This is a genomic window from Streptomyces sp. YS-3, assembly GCF_045257485.1.
GTDB lineage: Bacteria > Actinomycetota > Actinomycetes > Streptomycetales > Streptomycetaceae > Streptomyces.
Genome location: NZ_JBJHPC010000105.1, coordinates 1 through 16029 on the forward strand (window position 1 = coordinate 1; position 16029 = coordinate 16029).

Annotated in this window: 17 protein-coding genes; 5 read left to right on the top strand and 12 right to left on the bottom strand. The window is 73.0% G+C overall.

Going from position 1 to position 16029, the window contains the following annotated elements; genetic code table 11:
• Positions 1–48 precede the first annotated feature (48 nt).
• Both ACJA3G_RS12185 and ACJA3G_RS12190 read left to right on the top strand, forming a co-directional pair.
• Complete coding sequence (locus tag ACJA3G_RS12185; protein ID WP_406552949.1) at positions 49–1278, top strand: alpha/beta hydrolase family protein; 1230 nt, start codon at positions 49–51, stop codon at positions 1276–1278.
• A 291-nt stretch (positions 1279–1569) separates the two neighbouring features.
• Positions 1570–2385, top strand: coding sequence for a BTAD domain-containing putative transcriptional regulator (locus tag ACJA3G_RS12190; protein WP_406552950.1), 816 nt, complete (start codon positions 1570–1572; stop codon positions 2383–2385).
• 67 nt (positions 2386–2452) lie between these two features.
• On the opposite strand, the gene ACJA3G_RS12195 is transcribed toward ACJA3G_RS12190, so the two are convergent.
• The 11 genes from ACJA3G_RS12195 to paaA all read right to left on the bottom strand — a co-directional run bounded on the left by ACJA3G_RS12195 (position 2453) and on the right by paaA (position 12193).
• Positions 2453–3619, bottom strand: coding sequence for a lactate 2-monooxygenase (locus ACJA3G_RS12195; protein ID WP_406552951.1), 1167 nt, complete (start codon positions 3617–3619; stop codon positions 2453–2455).
• A 45-nt stretch (positions 3620–3664) separates the two neighbouring features.
• Entirely contained in the window at positions 3665–4240 is a 576-nt protein-coding gene (locus tag ACJA3G_RS12200) for a TetR family transcriptional regulator (RefSeq protein ID WP_406552952.1), read from the bottom strand.
• Positions 4237–5712, bottom strand: a complete 1476-nt coding sequence (locus ACJA3G_RS12205; protein WP_406552953.1) for an MFS transporter — start codon at positions 5710–5712, stop codon at positions 4237–4239. The genes ACJA3G_RS12200 and ACJA3G_RS12205 overlap by 4 nt, the downstream gene beginning before the upstream one ends.
• Positions 5713–5844: 132 nt before the next feature.
• Entirely contained in the window at positions 5845–6678 is an 834-nt protein-coding gene (locus tag ACJA3G_RS12210; RefSeq protein WP_406552954.1) for an alpha/beta hydrolase family protein, read from the bottom strand.
• Positions 6671–7519 (bottom strand): tryptophan 2,3-dioxygenase, encoded by an 849-nt coding sequence (locus ACJA3G_RS12215; protein ID WP_406552955.1) that lies wholly within the window; start codon positions 7517–7519, stop codon positions 6671–6673. The genes ACJA3G_RS12210 and ACJA3G_RS12215 overlap by 8 nt, the downstream gene beginning before the upstream one ends.
• A 32-nt stretch (positions 7520–7551) precedes the next feature.
• Positions 7552–8334, bottom strand: a complete 783-nt coding sequence (locus ACJA3G_RS12220) for an SDR family oxidoreductase (protein ID WP_406552956.1) — start codon at positions 8332–8334, stop codon at positions 7552–7554.
• A 101-nt stretch (positions 8335–8435) separates the two neighbouring features.
• Entirely contained in the window at positions 8436–9542 is a 1107-nt protein-coding gene (locus ACJA3G_RS12225; protein ID WP_406552957.1) for a 2Fe-2S iron-sulfur cluster-binding protein, read from the bottom strand.
• Positions 9543–9551: 9 nt separating this feature from the next.
• Entirely contained in the window at positions 9552–10049 is a 498-nt protein-coding gene (paaD, locus tag ACJA3G_RS12230; protein WP_406552962.1) for a 1,2-phenylacetyl-CoA epoxidase subunit PaaD, read from the bottom strand.
• The gene (gene paaC, locus ACJA3G_RS12235) at positions 10043–10816 is read right to left on the bottom strand and encodes a 1,2-phenylacetyl-CoA epoxidase subunit PaaC (protein WP_406552958.1); all 774 of its coding nucleotides are present in this window, start codon (positions 10814–10816) and stop codon (positions 10043–10045) included. The genes paaD and paaC overlap by 7 nt, the downstream gene beginning before the upstream one ends.
• Positions 10806–11108, bottom strand: a complete 303-nt coding sequence (paaB, locus tag ACJA3G_RS12240; protein WP_067162897.1) for a 1,2-phenylacetyl-CoA epoxidase subunit PaaB — start codon at positions 11106–11108, stop codon at positions 10806–10808. The genes paaC and paaB overlap by 11 nt, the downstream gene beginning before the upstream one ends.
• Complete coding sequence (gene paaA / locus ACJA3G_RS12245) at positions 11105–12193, bottom strand: 1,2-phenylacetyl-CoA epoxidase subunit PaaA (protein ID WP_406552959.1); 1089 nt, start codon at positions 12191–12193, stop codon at positions 11105–11107. The genes paaB and paaA overlap by 4 nt, the downstream gene beginning before the upstream one ends.
• Before the next feature lie 99 nt (positions 12194–12292).
• Between paaA and ACJA3G_RS12250 the strand changes: the two genes are divergently transcribed.
• From ACJA3G_RS12250 to ACJA3G_RS12260, 3 genes are read left to right on the top strand one after another with little or no spacing between them, the layout of a single operon-like run.
• Positions 12293–12544: an acyl carrier protein gene (locus ACJA3G_RS12250; RefSeq protein ID WP_358834453.1), complete on the top strand. Its 252-nt coding sequence runs from the start codon at positions 12293–12295 to the stop codon at positions 12542–12544.
• The gene (locus tag ACJA3G_RS12255; protein WP_406552960.1) at positions 12544–14013 is read left to right on the top strand and encodes a class I adenylate-forming enzyme family protein; all 1470 of its coding nucleotides are present in this window, start codon (positions 12544–12546) and stop codon (positions 14011–14013) included. The genes ACJA3G_RS12250 and ACJA3G_RS12255 overlap by 1 nt, the downstream gene beginning before the upstream one ends.
• Positions 14006–14785, top strand: a complete 780-nt coding sequence (locus tag ACJA3G_RS12260) for a 4'-phosphopantetheinyl transferase superfamily protein (protein WP_406552961.1) — start codon at positions 14006–14008, stop codon at positions 14783–14785. The genes ACJA3G_RS12255 and ACJA3G_RS12260 overlap by 8 nt, the downstream gene beginning before the upstream one ends.
• On the opposite strand, the gene ccrA is transcribed toward ACJA3G_RS12260, so the two are convergent.
• Positions 14769–15929, bottom strand: coding sequence for a crotonyl-CoA carboxylase/reductase (ccrA, locus tag ACJA3G_RS12265; RefSeq protein WP_406552963.1), 1161 nt, complete (start codon positions 15927–15929; stop codon positions 14769–14771). The two genes, ACJA3G_RS12260 and ccrA, sit on opposite strands and share 17 nt — an antisense overlap.
• Positions 15930–16029: the final 100 nt, after the last annotated feature.

A 16029-nucleotide genomic window follows, 5' to 3' on the forward strand; every position in this document is an offset into this window, starting at 1 on the left:
CGCCCCCGGACGGGCCCCGAACCGCCTCCCCACCCAGGAGCCGCACCCATGAAGTTCCTCTTCGACGACCCCGCCTTCGACTACCAGGCCTTACGGGCGGCCGGCTACGCCGACTTCGGCGGCGCCCAGCTCGGCGAGGTCATCGCCGTCGCCTCCCGCATCCCCGACGGCGACACGGACGCCTGGCGGCGCGAGTGGACCGCGCTGGCCGAGCGCGTCCACGGCCTCGCCACCGCCGCGCTCGCCCAGGGCCGCGCCGTCGACGCCCGCGCCTCCCTGCTGCGCGCCCACACCTACTACCGCACCGCCGAGTTCTTCCTGCGCGACGACCCGCACGACCCGGAGGCGGCGCGGCTGATGCGGCTCTCCAAGGAGACCTTCGCCGAGGCGGCCCGGCTCATGGAGCACCCACCGGAGTACGTCCGCATCCCGTACGGGGACGGCTCGCTGCCGGGCTACTTCTACCGGGCCGACGACTCCGAGGGCCCCCGCCCCACCCTCATCCACCACGGCGGCATCGACTCCACACTCGAAGAGGGCCACTTCTTCGTCGCAGCCGCCGCCCAGGCACGCGGCTACCACTGCCTCTGCTTCGAGGGGCCCGGCCAGGGCTCGGTCCTGCGCGAGCAGGGCCTCACCTTCCGGCCGGACTGGGAGGAGGTGGTCACGCCCGTGGTCGACTTCGCGCTGGCCCAGCCGGGAGTGGACCCCGAGCGCGTCACCCTGATGGGGACCAGCCTCGGCGGACTGCTCGCCGTCCGGGCCGCCGCGTTCGAGCACCGGCTCGCCGGGTGCGTGGCCCATGACGCGGTCTGGCAGCTCGGCGACGTGGTGTGGCTGCCGCCGTTCGTCCTCGAATGGGTGGAGCAGGGCTGCGACGACTTCGCCAACCCGGTGATGTACGGCATCGCCGTCCAGCAGACCTTCACGCGCTGGCTGCTGCGGCAGGCGATGTGGACGTTCGGCGCGCACAGCCCGGCCCAACTCCTGCGCCGTATGCCCGCGTTCGGCCTCGCGGACGTGATCGGGCAGGTGCGCTGTCCGGTCCTCGTGCTCGACGCCGAGGAGGACATGTTCTTCGCCGGTCTGGAACACGCGAAGAAGGTGTACACCGGCCTCAACAGTCCCAAGACGCTGCATGTCTTCACCGCGGACGGGGGCGGCGGAGCGCACTGCCACTCCGGCTCCATGACCCTCTTCCACGACCGGGTCTTCTCCTGGCTGGCCGGGACACCGGAGGCCGGGGCCCCGGAGCCCGAACCGGCGCCGTCCGTCTGAGCGTTCGCGCTCGCACGCCCGAGGCGGGCGGCCCGGGGGACACCCGGGCCGCCCGCCTCCGGCGTCCGTATGCGGCGCCCGGAATTAGTAATCGAATTCCCGCTGATTGGTGGCCGAAATGGCTCGTGGGTGCTGCGCTCCAGGTGTTAGCGCCCTTTTAATGGTTACGTAACGACTGCTCGACTACGATGTTTATCGGCAATCGCGTGCATCGTGGGCGCGAGTGCCCGGGGTGAACGGGGAGATCCGAACTAGTTGAATGCCCGGCAGCATTCAAGGGGGTTGCGTCACGTGTCCCTGTCCTATGCACGACACAGTCATCCGCTGCGCTACGAGGTACTGGGGCGGCTCCGGGTGACCTGCGGCGACGTCGATCTCACGCCGGCGCCACCGAAGATCGCCAAGCTGCTGGCTCTGCTGACGATCCGGGCAGGGGAGACGGTTCCGGGCGACAAACTCATGGCGGAGCTCTGGGAACAGCATCCGCCGCGCTGCGCGGCGGCCAGCCTGCGGGTCTATGTGTCCCAGTTGCGCAAGCTGCTCGCGGCCCCCGGCCGTGCGTCCCCGATCGTCACTGTTTCCCCGGGTTACATTCTCGATGTCAACCAGAACCAACTCGATGTCCGGACCTTCGAGCGGCTGTATGAAAGTGGCCGGGCCCGTTACCTGGCCGCCGACTATCCGGCCGCTTCGGAGTGTCTGAGAAATGCCCTCGCACTGTGGCGGGGGCCCGTTCTGGACGGCATGTCGGGGTCTTCGGAGATCAGCTCGTTCGCCGCCGTGGCGGACGAAAAACGGCTGAACTGCATCGAGCTGAATATTGAATCCGCCCTGGCGCTCGGCCGCCACCACGCGGTGATAGAGGAGCTCAAGGGACTGGTGGTGCAGCACCCGCTGCGCGAGCCCTTCTACCGGCAGCTGATGGCGGCCTTGTACCGGGTGGGCCGCCAGGGCGACGCGCTCGGCGTCTACCGCAGCGCGCGCCAGGTCATCCGGGAGGAGCTCGGTGTCGAGCCGGGCCCACCGCTGCGGCTCACCCAGGAGGCCATCCTGCGGGCCGATCCGGCCCGGCTGGAGGCGGTCGGTGTGACGGCGTCGGCGCGCTGACGCACCACCGGGCCCCCCGCACCGGCCCGGGCGGTACTCGCGGGGCCGGCGCGGTGGGTGCCAGGCCTCACAGGACGCGCTGGAGGGATTCCGGAGTGAGGTCGGCGAGGGTGGGATAGCCGTCCACCGCCATCAGCAGATCCGCCTCGGCGAGCAGCGAGCGCAGGACGTGGACGACACCGTCCGTACCGCCCAGGGCCAGCCCGTACGCGTACGGCCGGCCGACGCCCACGGCCGTGGCCCCCAGGGCGACGGCCTTCACCACGTCCGCCCCGGTGCGCACGCCCGAGTCGAACAGGACGGGCAGATCCCCCGCGGCCTCGACCACGCCGGGCAGCGCGTCGAGCGCGGGCAGCCCGCCGTTGGCCTGGCGCCCGCCGTGGTTGGAGCAGTAGATGCCGTCCACGCCACCGTCCCGGGCGCGCCGGGCGTCCTCGGGGTGGCAGATGCCCTTCACTATCAGCGGCAGTGCGGTGAGCGACCGCAGCCAGGGCAGGTCGTCCCAGGTGAGCGGGGCGCCGAAGATCTGCGCCCAGCGCAGGACAGCGCCCCTCGGGTCCTCTTCCGGCGTACGCTCCAGGGCGGCGCGGAAGACCGGGTCGCAGGTGTAGTTGGCCAGGCAGTGGCCGCGCAGCTGGGGGAAGTTGCCAGTGCTCAGATCGCGCGGGCGCCACCCCGTGACCCAGGTGTCCAGGGTGACGACGATGGCCTTGAACCCGGCCTTCTCCGCGCGCCGCACCAGGCTCTCGGCCAGCTCCCGGTCGGTGGGCGTGTACAGCTGGAAGAAGCCCGGTGCCGGGCCGAGCGCGGCGGCCACCTCCTCCAGGGGGTCGACGCTCAGCGTCGAGGCGACCATCGGGACGCCGGTGCGGGCGGCTGCCCGGGCCGTCGCCAGATCCCCGTGCCCGTCCTGGGCGCACAGCCCGACGACCCCGATCGGCGCCATGAACAGCGGCGAGGGCAGCGTCATCCCGAACAGTTCCACGGACAGGTCCCGGCTCGCCGCCCCGACGAACATCCTCGGATACAGCCCCCAGCGCTCGAAGGCCGAGGCGTTGGCCCGCTGGGTGCGCTCGTCACCCGCGCCACCCGCCACGTACGACCAGAGCGACGGTCCGAGCGCCGCCTCGGCCCGGGACTCCAACTCCTCGTACGTGAACGGGAACCGGGGCACCACACCGCCCAGGCCCTCGAAGTAGATCTCGTTCTGGTAGAAACCGAATGGCTGGTTCATCAAGCGGCCCTCTCCCTCGATCCCCGGCTCCAGTCGCCGTCCGGCTCAGTCGCCGTCTATCAGCCGCTGCAGACCGGGCGCGTACAGGTCGGCGACGCGCTCGGGCGCGGCGAGGTTTCCCGCGCCCGGCCGGTGCAGACTCAGCGTCGCCCCGAGCCCCAGCAGCTGCCCGGCGATCAGCTCGGCCCGCAACTCCCCGTCCCGCCCGGGCAGCAGCGCGGCCAGCCGGGCGGTGATCTGCTCGCGGAACCGGTCGCGCAGCAGCGTGCGCTCGTCGTCCCGGCCGAGCGAGAAGACGACCCGGAGCAGCGGATCGCCCCGGAACTCCGCGCGCAGGCGCAGCATCGTGAGCACCAGATGCCGCCCCAGCCCGGCCCGAGGCGCCGCGAACAGTTCGTCGGCCACCGGCTGGAAGTCGGCGACCGTGTGGAACAACTGCTCCTTGCTGCCGAACCGCTTCACGATCAGGGACGGGCTGACGCCGGCGTCGGCCGCGATGCCGCGCAGGGTCACCTCGGCGTAGGCGCGCAGCGCGAAGGCGCGGCGCGCGGCCCGCAGGATGGCGTCGCGGCCCGTGCCCTGCTCGGGCGCGCTCGTGCCGGAGTGCTCGGCGGTGGTCATCTGCCCTCCTGGGCCGCGGGCTGCGAGGTCGGCCTCTCGACCGTACCGGGCAGCGCGGCCCCGGCGCGCCCGGGACGCCCCGCGGGCAGGAACGCCGTCGCCACCAGCGCCAGCAGCGCGGCGCCCGCGGCGATCAGGAAGATCAGCAGATACGCGTGGAGGGTGGGGGCGGTGCGGCCCGCCGCCACGAACGTGACATTGGCCAGGACCGCGGTGACCACCGCGCTGCAGCACGCCTGGCCCACCGAGCGCATCAGGGTGTTGATCCCGTTGGCGGCGCCGGTCTCGCTCACCGGGACGCCCTGCATCACCAGGGCCGGGAGCGCCGAGTACGCGATGGCGGTGCCGGCGGAGACCACGGTGGCGCCGGCCACGATCAGCCAGAGGCTGTGGCTGGTGAAGAACCGTACGACGTAGCCGACCGCCATCACACAGGCGGCCAGGGCGAGCGCGGACCTGGGGCCGTACTTGGCGGATATCTTGGCCGACACCGGCGAGAGCGCGACCATCGAGAGACCGCCGGGCAGCAGGCAGAGTCCGCTGACGACGATGGAGGCGCCCAGTCCGTACCCGGTCGCCTCGGGCTCCTGCACCATCTGCGCGGTCACCAGCGAGTTGGCGTAGAAGGCGAAGCCGATGAAGAGCGCGGCGAGGTTGGTGAGCAGGACCGCGGGGCGTGCCGAGACCCGCAGGTCGACGATCGGGGACTCGGTACGCAGTTCGTAGCGGCCCCAGACGAGGGCGACCACCAGCGAGCCGGCCAGCAGGCCGAGGGTGGGCGCCGAGGTCCAGCCCCAGTCGGCGCCCTGGGTGATCGCGAGCAGCAGGCCGACCAGGGCGGCGGTGAGGCCGAGCGTGCCGGGTATGTCGAAGCGGCCGGGGGTGCGCACGGGGGACTCCGGCACGATCCGGAGCACCAGGACCAGATCGAGCAGGCCGAGGGCGGCCGACGCCCAGAACATGGTGTGCCAGTCGAAGTGCTCCACGACCAGGGCCGCCACCGGGAGCCCCACGGCGGCACCGATGCCGAGGGTGGAGCTCATCAGGGCGATGGAGGGCAGCACCCGGGCGGGCGGCAGTTCGTCGCGGATGATGCTGATGCCGAGCGGGATGACGGCGAGGGCGGCGCCCTGCAGCGCCCGGCCCGCGATGAGCACGCCGATGTCGGAGGTGGCGGCGCACAGCACCGACCCCGCGGTGAGCACGCCGAGCGAGGCGAGCAGGACGCGCCGCTTGCCGTACATGTCGCCGACCCGGCCGAGGACGGGGGTGAAGACCGCGCCGGTGAGCAGGGTGATGGTGACGAGCCAGCCCGCCGCCCCCGGGGTGCTGCCGGTGAGCTGCGGGATGTGCGGCAGCAGGGGCACGACCAGCGTCTGCATCACGGCGACGACCACGCCGCAGAAGGCGAGCACGGGCACCACGAAGCGGGTGCGGGGTTCGTGGACGGGGCCGGCGGTCGCCGCGGTCATGCTGCTCCAGAGGCTGGTGGGGACGGGGGTGTACAAGCGTTCACCCCCTTTAGGGTAAACGCTTGTGCACCCCCGTGTCCGCACCTTCGGAAAGCTGCCGGACGCCGTGCCGGCGGACGACGGCCGACCGGCTCAGCCGGACACCGGAGCCAGCCGCCGCAGTGTGTCGATCACCGCCACGGACGCCTCCGACCCCGGCTCGATGAGCGTGTAGTGCCCGGTCTTGGGCAGTACGACGAGCTCCGCGTCCTTGTGGACCGCCGCGTAGTCGGTGAACTGCGCGAGCGGCACCTCCTCGTCCGCCTCGCCGTGCAGCACCACCGTCCGCACCCCCGTCGTCCCGCCGCCGCGCAGCAGTGTGAGCGGGTCGACCAGCGGCAGCCGTGCCTCGGCCGGCCCGGCGCCGCCCAGCAGTTGCAGTCCCGCCCCGTCGCTGAGGTCGTCGCGGATCGTGGCCGCCAGGTCCGTGAGCGGGGCGAGGCCGAGGATCGCCGCGGGCAGCTCGGTGGTGTGCCAGGGGGAGCTCTCGGGCAGCAGGCCGCGCGCCCCGGCCCACAGGGCGAGATGGCCGCCGGAGCAGTGGCCCGCCAGCACGAACGGCCGGCCCTGGGGGATCGTGTCCACGGCCAGCGCGATGTCGTCGAAGGTCGCGGGGTAGCCGCCCGCGCCGCCCGACCGGCGGAAGCCCGGCAGGATCGTGGTGAACCCGTGCCGCGCCAGATGGGCCGCGAACGGGGTCAGATGCATCCGGTCGTAGCGCCAGTAGCCGCCGTGCAGCAGCATCACCAGCGGCGCGTCGGGGTCCTCGGCCGGCCACAGGTCGTACACCTGGTGCGGATGCGAGCCGTACTTGCGGTGCACGGGGGCCAGGACCGGCCGGATGCTCAGCACCCGGCGCTCCTCCTCCAGCGCGAACGCGGAAGGAGTCCTGGGCGCGGGGGACCGGGGCGCGGGCGTCTCAGACATAACTGCGCGCCGTCCACAGCTCGGGGAACACCGACCGGCGGGCGCGCTTCTCCAGCCACGCCACCCCCGGGGAGCCGCCGCTGCCCGCCTTGGCGCCCATCGCCCGGCGGGTCGCGAGCAGATGGTCGCTGCGCCAGCGCAGCACCAGCTCGGCGACCTCGGTGAGCTCCTCGCCCAGCCGCACCAGCGGATCGTCCTGCGGGCCCGCGTAGATCTGCCGCCACACCTCCTCGACCCAGGAGTCCGGCTGGTACGCCTCGGTCACGTCCCGCTCGACCATGTGCTCCGGCACGGGCAGTCCGCGCCGGTAGAGGAAGCGCAGCACCTCGTCGTAGAGCGACGGCTCGGACAGCGCCGCCTCCAGGTCGGAGTAGACGGCCGGGTGCCCCCGGTGCGCCTGCACCATGGAGCGGGACTTGTCGGCGAGCAGGAACTCCATGTGGCGGTACATCGCCGACTGGAACCCGGAGGCCTCACCGAACGCCGCGCGGAACCCGTTGAACTGGGCCGGGGTCAGCGCCGCCAGCGGCGTCCAGGAGTCGTTGAGCGCCTGGTGCGAGCGGCGGCTGCGGCGCAGCGCTTCCATGGCCTGCTCCAGGTCGTCCTTGGACAACGCGTCCCGTGCCGTGCGCCACTCGTGGACGATGAGGGTGAACCACAGCTCCATCACCTGGGTGGTGACGATGAACGCCATCTCGCCGGGGTCGTGCGAGAGCGGTCGCTGAAGGGTGGACAGCAACGAGGCGTGGATGTAGTCCTCGTACGGCGTCGTCCCCTCGAACTGCGCCTGGGGCGTCTCGTCGGCCGAGAGCGGGGCGACGGTGCTGGTCTGCTCGGTCATGGGTCTCCGTAGGTGGTGGGCGGGCCGGAGGGTCAGGCCGGCATTCCGATGTGCGCGCCCCCGGTCGCGTCCAGCCACTGGCCGGTGACCCAGCGCGCGTCGTCACTCGCCACGAACGCCACCACGTCGGCGATGTCCGACGGGCGGCCGATCCGGTTGAAGACGGAGGTGGCCGCGTACGCGTTCAGCACCTCCGGCACCTTCAGCGTCGGGTTGATCTCGGTGTACGTGAAGCCGGGCGCCACCGCGTTGACCGTGATCCCCCGTGCGCCCAGCTCCGGGGCGAGGGCCAGGGTCAGGGTGTCGAGCGCGCCCTTGGTCATCGAGTACGCGGAGATGTTCGGCATGGCGATCCGGGTGACGCCGGAGGAGATGTTGATGATCCGGCCGCCGTCGCGCAGCCGGCCCAGGCCCTGCTGGATCACGAAGAAGGGGGCCTTGACGTTGACGGCGAAGAGCCGGTCGTACTCCTCCTCGCTCACGTCCGAGATCCGCTTGGGCAGCGTGATCCCGGCGTTGTTGACGAGGATGTCCAGACCGGGCCGGGCGCCGTACTCGGAGAGCCCCTTGTCGAAGGCGGTCCACAGCGCCTCGGCGTCGCCCGGCACGCCGAGCTCGGCGCGGAGCGCGAACGCCCGGCCGCCCGCCCCCTCGATCTCGGCGACCGCCTCATCGGCGGCCTCGGTGCGGTACCCGTAGTGGACGGCCACCAGGGCGCCCTCGGCGGCGAGCCGCAGCGAGATCGCCCGGCCGATTCCCCGGCTGCCGCCGGTCACCAGCGCCGTCCGGCCGCTCAGCCTGCCCGTACTGGTCATGCTCCACACTCCTGTGATCTCGGGGGGCCGCGCGGTCGTCGCGGCGGTGGGGAAGGGCCGTCCCCGGGCGGCGCACGGGCGCCGGGGCGGCCGGGCCGGGCTCAGGCGTCGAAGTCGAGCGCGATCTCGTCCGACTCCGGCCGGGCCCGGCACGGCAGTGTGTAACCGGCCGCCAACTCGGCGGTGCCCAGGGCGTACTGACGGTCCATCACCGCACTGCCCCGGACCACCTTGGCGCGGCAGCTGCCGCACAGGCCGTCGCGACAGGAGTACGGGGTCTCGGGCCGGGCGCGCAGGACCGCGTCCAGCACCACCCGGTCCTCGGGCCGCATCACCGTCTCGGTGGTACGGCCGTCCAGACGGGCCGAGATGAGACCGGTCCGGCCCAGCGGCTCGGGCGGGGGAGCGGGCGGGAGGCCGCCGCCGGTGGTGAAGAGCTCGAAGCGCACCCGTGCCTCGTCCGCGCCCCACCGGGTGAGCGCCTCGCGGACGGTCTCCACCAGCCCCCACGGCCCGCAGAGGTAGAAGTGGGTGCGCGCGTCGGGCTCGGCGCCGAGCAGCGCGAGGAGTTTGGGCAGCCGGGCCCCGTCGATCCGTCCCGACAGCAGTTCGCTCTCGCGCTGCTCGCGGGAGAGGACATGCAGGGCGAAGAACCGGCCGACGTGGGCGTCCTTCAGGTCGGTCAGCTCGTCCGCGAGGAGCACCGACTGGGCGCTGCGGTTGGCGTACACGAGCGAGACCCGGCAGGCGGGGTCCTGGCGCAGCGCGGTCGCGGCCATGGCGAGCAGGGGGGTGATCCCGCTGCCGCCCGCCACCAGCACATGGTGCGCGCCGGGCACGTCCGCCAGCCGGAAGTCGCCGGTGGGCGGGCCCAGTTCGAGGCTGTCGCCCACGGAGAGGTCCGTGGTGGCGTACTCGGCGAAGCCGTCCGCGCCCAGACGTTTGACCACGATCCGCAGCCCCGCCGGGTCCCGGGGCGGCAGACAGACCGAGTAGCTGCGCCGCAGCTCCCTGCCCTCGGGCCGGTGGCGGACGACCACGTGCTGCCCGGCGCGGTGCGCGAAGACGTCCGTGAGCGGGCCGGGCACGCTCAGGCTGATCGCCACCGACTCCTCGCCCACCGCCTCCACCGCGGTGACCGGCAGCCGGTACCAGCCGGTCGCCCGGCGTGCGGGCGCCGGGGCGCCGCTAGTCGTCGCTGTCGTCATGATGGTGCGTCACATCGCCTTCAGATGCGCGAAGGTCTCCCGGCACGAGGTGCATACCAGGACGGCTTGGCAGCGGGTCGCGCCGAACGGGCTCTGCGGCCGGGTCGCCACCGAGCCGCAGTGCGGGCAGGGCACACCGAGGCCGACCCGGACCGACAGGGGGGCCCGGGCGGAGCCGGGCGGCACGATGCCGTGCTCGGAGAGCTTGCGGCGCCCCTCGTCGGTGATCCAGTCGGTGGTCCAGGCGGGTGCGAGCACCTGCCGCACCCGGCCGTCGGGGTGGCCGCACTCGGTGAGCACGGCCCGGATCCCGGCCTCGATCGCGGGCATGGCCGGGCAGCCGAGGTAGGTCGGGGTGATGACGACCTCCAGGGCGCCGTCCCCCGCCGCCCCGACCGCGCGGACGACACCGAGGTCGGCCAGCGTGATCATGGGGAGTTCGGGGTCGGGCACGGTGTTCACCCGGGCCCGCACCTCCTCGACGTCCAGACGTGCGGCGCTCACCAGGTGCCTCCCGGGTACTGCAGGCGTACCGACCGGAACTCGGCCATCAGCGGCGCGAACTCCTCGGTGTGCAGCCCGTCCCGGCCGCCCGTCGCCCGCCACGAAGGCTTGGGCAGGGTCAGCCGCGCGTCGTCGAGGACGGCGGTGATCCCCCGCTCCCACTCCTGGCGCAGCCGCGCCGGGGCGACGGCGGTCCCGTCCGCGTCCAGCCGCTCCGCCAGGGCGTCGGTCTCGAAGAGTTCGGCCGTGTACGGCCACACCAGGTCGAGTCCGGCCTGCATCCGGCGGTGGCTCTCGGCGGTGCCCCGGCCCAGCCGTACCGTCCACTGGTCGGCGTGCATCCGGTGGTACTCCACCTCACGGGCGGCGCGGGCGCCGAAGGCCGCCAGGGTGGCGTCGCGGGACTTCTCCAGCGCGCTCCACAGCAGCGTGCTGTAGTGCGCGTACACCAGCTGGCGGGCGACCGTCACCGCGAAGTCCGCGGGCGCGAACTCCACCAGCAGGACGTTGCGGAACTGGCGCTCGGTGCGGTGGTAGGCCAGCTCGTCCTCGCCGCGGCCGGTGCCGTCGAGACGCCCGCTGTACGCGAGCAGGGTGCGGGCGTGGCCGAGCAGGTCGAGCGCGATGTTGGCGAGCGCCAGATCCTCCTCGATCGTGGGAGCCCGGGTCACCAGGGCGCACAGCCGCTGGCACAGCACGAGCGCGTCGTCACCGAGCCGCAGGACGTAGGCGGCGAGGTCCGCGTTCTCACCGGAGGGCTCAACCGTCATGGCCGCTCTCCTCGTTCAGCGGGATGTAGTGCTCGGGGTAGCGGTACGGCTTGTGGGCGGCGTTGCTGAAGAACGGGTCCTTCTCGCTCGGTGACGCGGCGTGCACCGCGTCGGAGCGCACCACCCACACCGACACCGTCTCGCCCCGGCGCGTGTACAGGTCGCGGGCGTTGGCGAGCGCCATGTCGGCGTCGGCGCCGTGCACCGAGCCCACATGCTGGTGGGCCAGGCCCCGGCGCGGCCGGATGAACACCTCCCACGGTGTCAGCACCCGTGCGGACCGCTCGCTCATGCCACGCGCCTTCCCTCGTCGTCCTGTTCCGCCCCGTCGGCGAGGCCCGCCGCGTAGGCGTCGACCGCCTCGCGCACCCAGGCGCCGTCCTCGTGCGCCGCGACCCGGTGGGCGAGCCGCCGGCGGCTGCAGTGCGAGCCGTCGCCGAGCGCGCCGCGGAACAACTGCCAGTCGATGGGGCTGAAGTCGTAGTGCCCCCGCTCCTCGTTCCAGCGGATCGCCGGATCGGGCAGGGTCACCCCCATCCGCTCCGCCTGCGGCACCACGTTGTCGACGAACCGCTGACGCAGCTCGTCGTTGGTGTGCCGTTTGATGCCCCAGGCCATCGACCGCTGCGAGACGGCGGCGCCCATGGCCGCGGTGCGGTCGTCCGCGCCGCCCGCCACGGTGTCCGGCGGCCCGAACATCAGCGCCACGGCCGGCAGCCACCAGCGGTCGACCGCGTCCTGCGCCATCGCCTTCTGCTCCGCGGTCCCCCGGCACAGCGACCACAGCACGTCGTAGCCCTGACGGACGTGGAACGCCTCCTCCTGGCACACCCGGCGCATCGCCCGCGCGTACGGGCCGTACGAGGTGTGGCACAGCGGCGCCTGGTTGACGACGGCCGCGCCGTCCGTGAGCCAGGCGATGGCACCGGTGTCGGCCCAGGTCAGGGCGGGGTGGTCGAAGGTGGCCGCGTACCGCTGATGGCCGCTGTGCAGCGCGTCGAGAAGCTCGGCGCGCGACACCCCGAGGGTCTCCGCCGCCGAGTACAGGTAGAGCCCGTGGCCCGCCTCGTCCTGCACCTTCGCCAGCAGACTGGCCTTGCGGTGCAGCGACGGGGCCCGGGTGAGCCAGGAGCCCTCCGGCTGCATACCGATGATCTCGGAGTGCGCGTGCTGGGAGATCTGCCGGATCAGCATCCGCCGGTAGCCGTCGGGCATCCAGTCCCGGGGCTCGATCTGCTCCCCGGCCGCGAGCAGCGCCTCGAAGTGCGCGTTGAGCTGCTCCACGCCGTCGACCACCCCTTCGTCCCGTACCGCCGCGGTGGCGGTGCCTTCACAGAGAAAGAGGTCCGGACCGGGGCACCCAATCCCCGGGCACATGCCGTCGGCCCGTGACGAAGGTCACGCGGGGGCGGGGGAGTGCGCGGCGCGAACCGCGCCTCTCTCTTCGGTAGTCCGTGCAACGAGAGGGGTACGCCCATGAGCACCATCAGGACGATGCTGGTCGAGCTGACCGGCACACCCGAGTTCGCCGAGGCCATCGGTGACGACGAGGACCTCAGCGCCAGCGGTATCGACTCCGGCGACCTCGTCCGGCTGATCCTGCTCATCGAGCAGCGCACCGGCGTCGAGGTGACGGCCGAGGACATGGAGGGCCTGACCACCATCGCCGACTACGAGCGGTTCATCGCCGGCCGCGACGCCGCCACCCCGCAGCCGGGCGCCGCCTGATGTGGCTGACCCAGTTGGCGGAGCGCAACCGCCAGTGCTTCCCGGACCGGACGGCCCTGGTGGACGAGCACCGCTCCGTCACCTGGGCCCAGTTCCACGACCGCGGCCTCGCCCTCGCCCACGGACTCGCCGGGCTCGGCATCCGGCGCGGTGACCGCGTCGCCGTGCTCTCCCTGGACCGCGTCGAGGTCCTGGAGACGTACTTCGCGCTCGCCCGCCTCGGCGCGCTCTTCGTCCCGCTCAACCACAGCCTGACCCCGGCCGAGGTCACCGGCATCGTCGAACGCACCGGCGCCGTCGCCGTGATCGGCGAGGGCGCGCTGCTGGACCGCCACCCCGACCTGCCGGTACGCACCCGTATCCGGCTGGACGACGAGGCGTTCGCCGCGCTCGGCGCCGACGGCGGCCCCAGGCTCGACGACATCCCCGACGACGCCCCCGCGGCGATCCTGCACACCTCCGCGACGACCGGACAGGCCAAGGGCGTCACCGTCGACCACGCCTCGTTCCGCGCCATCGCGCTCGGCTGGCTCGCCGTCGCCCGGCCCGCCGACGCCATGGTGCTGGTCAACTGCTGCCCGCTCTACCACGGCAGCATGGTCGTCTCGCTGACCTACATGGCGGCGGGCGCGACCGTGGTCCTGATGCCCGGCTTCAAACCGCAGACCGCGCTGGCCGCCATCGAGACCCACCGCGCCACCCACGTCTGGCTCGTCCCGCAGATGCTGCGCTTCCTGCTGCGCGCGAAGTCCGCCGACACCACGGACCTCTCCACCCTGCGCGAGATCCTGTACGGGGCCGCGCCCATGCCGCCGGACATCTACGCCGAGGCCGTCGAACGGCTCGGCTGTGGCTTCCGCCAGGTGTACGGGATGACCGAGGTCGGCGGCCCGTTCGTCACGCTCGGTCCCGAGGAGCACCCGGCACCCGACGCGGTGCCCGAGGTGATCCCGGCCGGCCGGGTCGTTCCGGGGATGTCCGCGCGCGCCCTGGACGAGCGGGGCGAGGAGGTGGAGCCCGGCGCGATCGGCGAGATCTGTGTGCGCGGACCCGGGCTGATGCGCGGCTACTGGAACGACGAGGCCGCCACGGCCGAGATCACCGTCGACGGCTGGATCCGCACCGGCGACCTCGGGCACATCGACCGGGACGGACTGATCCGGCTGATCGACCGCAGCAAGGACCTGATCATCCGCGCCGGTCAGAACGTCTACCCCTCGGAGATCGAGCGCGCCCTCCAGACCCACCCGGCGGTACGCGACGCGGCGGTCGTCGGGGTGCCGGACGAGGACTTCGGCGAGGTGCCGCTGGCGTACGTCGTCGTCGAGGAGGGCACCGGCACGGCCGAGTTGCAGGCGTACCTCGCCCAGCGCCTCGCCTCGTACAAACGGCCGCGGCGCATCGAGTTCATCGACCAGGTGCCGCGCAACCCGGCCGGGAAGATCATCAAGAAGCTGCTGCGTGCGTGACGCCGCGGCGCCAGGCGAGGTGGCGGACCGGGCGCCGGGCGCCCGAGTCACCCGGCCGGACCCGGACCCCGGCCGGGCAGCCGCCGAGCACGCGCTGCTTCTGCTGCGCCCCGCCCTGCACGCCGAGGGGCTCTCGCTCGGACTGGCCCGCGCCGGGGAACCGCGGGCATGCCCGGCCGGCCCGTGGGAGCGGGCGTCGGCCGCCGCCATGCCGCCGCCGCGCCGCCGTGACTTCCTCGCCGGACGCCTCGCGGCCCGCCGGGCGCTGACCGGGCCGGGGCACGCCGTGACGGAGATCCTCCGGGACGGCAGACGGCCCCGGTTTCCCGCCGGGTGGGCCGGCTCGATCAGTCACTCCGGCGGCCTCGCCGTCGCGCTCGCCGCGCCCGCCGCGCACGTCCATGCGGTGGGATGCGACCTCGAAGTGCGCGAACTGCCGCTGGGGAGCGCGCACATCGTGCTCGGCCCCGACGAGCGGACCTGGACGGACGGCACACCGGAGCCCGCGGCGGCGCGCCGGCTGCTCGCCGCGTTCTCGGCCAAGGAGGCCGCGTTCAAGGCGTTCGCGGCCCTGCTCCCCGCCGGGCGGGCACCGGCCACCCTGCTGGCGATCGAGGCACGGCCGGKCCCGGGCGGCTTCCGGGCCCGGCCGAGGGCGCTGCCCGGGTACGTCCTCGACGTCCGGGTGCGCCCGGCCGGCCCGGGGGTGTTCAGCTGGGCCGCCGCCCCCGTGGCGCGGCGGCCCGACCGACTCCCTACGCCTGGGCGTTGACCAGCACCGCCATGTTCCCGGCAGGATGCTGGTTGTCGTGGATCAGCTGGTGGGCCTTGCCGATCTCCTCGAAGCCGAGGGTCAGTGACAGACACGGGTCGAGCAGCCCCTGGTCGATGAGCGTGGTGACCTCGCGGGCCTCGCGGGCGTTGGAGACGTGGGAGCCCTGGAGCCGCTTCTGCCGCATCCACAGGAAACGCAGGTCCACATCGCCGTTGTAGCCGGTGGTGCCGCCGCAGATGACGACCATGCCCGCGTTGTCGCACAGGTACATGGAGGTCGGGATCGTGTCGGCGCCCGAGTGCTCCAGGACGATCCTGGGGGCCCGGCGCTCGCCGAGGACCTCCCAGAAGCGGCGGCCGAAGGCACGCGCGCCCTTGAGCCACTGGGCCATGGCGTCGTCGTCGGAGGCGTCGGGCAGCCGGCCCCAGTGGTCGAAGTCGCGGCGGTTGATATAGCCCTTGGCCCCCAGCTTCACGCAGTACTCGCCGCGTTCGTCGCTGGAGACGACCGCGATGGGGATGCCGCCGCGCTGCTTGACCAACTGGATCGCCATACAGCCCAGGCCCCCCGCTCCGCCCCAGATCAGCACCGCGTCGCCGGGGCGCACGGTGTGCGGCTCCCAGCCGAAGAGCTGGCGGTAGGCGGTGGCGGCGGTCGCCATGTAGCAGGCGGCCTCCGCCCAGGAGAGCCGCTTCGGCTTGGGGTGGCACTGGTACTCGTCGACCACCGCGAACTGCGCGAACGACCCGTAGTTCTCCTCGTACCCCCACACGCTCTGCGAGGCGGAGGTGGAGGGGTCGGCGCCGAGGCGGATGTCCTCGGCGCTCTCGTCCCACACATTGGCGAGCAGCACGATCTCGTCGCCGGGCTTCAGGCGTACGCCCTCGCCGACGGCCCAGACGACACCGGACGCGTCGGAGCCGCCGATGTGGAAGTCCTCGACGGCGCCGCGCTTCTGCCGGGCGGCTATGACGTCGACGGGGTCACCGAGCGAGGCCCAGACGTTGTTGTAGTTGACGCCCGCCGCCATCACCTTGATGAGGACCTGACCCGGTCCGACCGGGGGCACGTCCACGACCTCGGTACGGAAGGCGTCGATGGGCTGCCCGTAGCGTTCGGGCCGGATGAGAGAGGCGTACATGCGCTTGGGCGCCTCGCCCAGCGGCGGCGCGTCACCGAGTTCGTACAGGTCCTGGGTCACGAGATGGCTCCTGAGGGGGTAGCGGGGGACGGGTGGGCGT

Bases quoted from the DNA above. Each gene is read 5' to 3' on its own strand.
- ACJA3G_RS12185 (WP_406552949.1), top strand. From the start codon at position 49: ATGAAGTTCCTCTTCGACGACCCCGCCTTCGACTACCAGGCCTTACGG.
- ACJA3G_RS12195 (WP_406552951.1), bottom strand. From the start codon at position 3,619: ATGAACCAGCCATTCGGTTTCTACCAGAACGAGATCTACTTCGAGGGC.
- ACJA3G_RS12200 (WP_406552952.1), bottom strand. From the start codon at position 4,240: ATGACCACCGCCGAGCACTCCGGCACGAGCGCGCCCGAGCAGGGCACG.
- ACJA3G_RS12205 (WP_406552953.1), bottom strand. From the start codon at position 5,712: ATGACCGCGGCGACCGCCGGCCCCGTCCACGAACCCCGCACCCGCTTC.
- ACJA3G_RS12210 (WP_406552954.1), bottom strand. From the start codon at position 6,678: ATGTCTGAGACGCCCGCGCCCCGGTCCCCCGCGCCCAGGACTCCTTCC.
- ACJA3G_RS12215 (WP_406552955.1), bottom strand. From the start codon at position 7,519: ATGACCGAGCAGACCAGCACCGTCGCCCCGCTCTCGGCCGACGAGACG.
- ACJA3G_RS12220 (WP_406552956.1), bottom strand. From the start codon at position 8,334: ATGACCAGTACGGGCAGGCTGAGCGGCCGGACGGCGCTGGTGACCGGC.
- ACJA3G_RS12225 (WP_406552957.1), bottom strand. From the start codon at position 9,542: ATGACGACAGCGACGACTAGCGGCGCCCCGGCGCCCGCACGCCGGGCG.
- paaC (WP_406552958.1), bottom strand. From the start codon at position 10,816: ATGACGGTTGAGCCCTCCGGTGAGAACGCGGACCTCGCCGCCTACGTC.
- paaB (WP_067162897.1), bottom strand. From the start codon at position 11,108: ATGAGCGAGCGGTCCGCACGGGTGCTGACACCGTGGGAGGTGTTCATC.
- paaA (WP_406552959.1), bottom strand. From the start codon at position 12,193: ATGTGCCCGGGGATTGGGTGCCCCGGTCCGGACCTCTTTCTCTGTGAA.
- ACJA3G_RS12250 (WP_358834453.1), top strand. From the start codon at position 12,293: ATGAGCACCATCAGGACGATGCTGGTCGAGCTGACCGGCACACCCGAG.
- ACJA3G_RS12255 (WP_406552960.1), top strand. From the start codon at position 12,544: ATGTGGCTGACCCAGTTGGCGGAGCGCAACCGCCAGTGCTTCCCGGAC.
- ccrA (WP_406552963.1), bottom strand. From the start codon at position 15,929: ATGTACGCCTCTCTCATCCGGCCCGAACGCTACGGGCAGCCCATCGAC.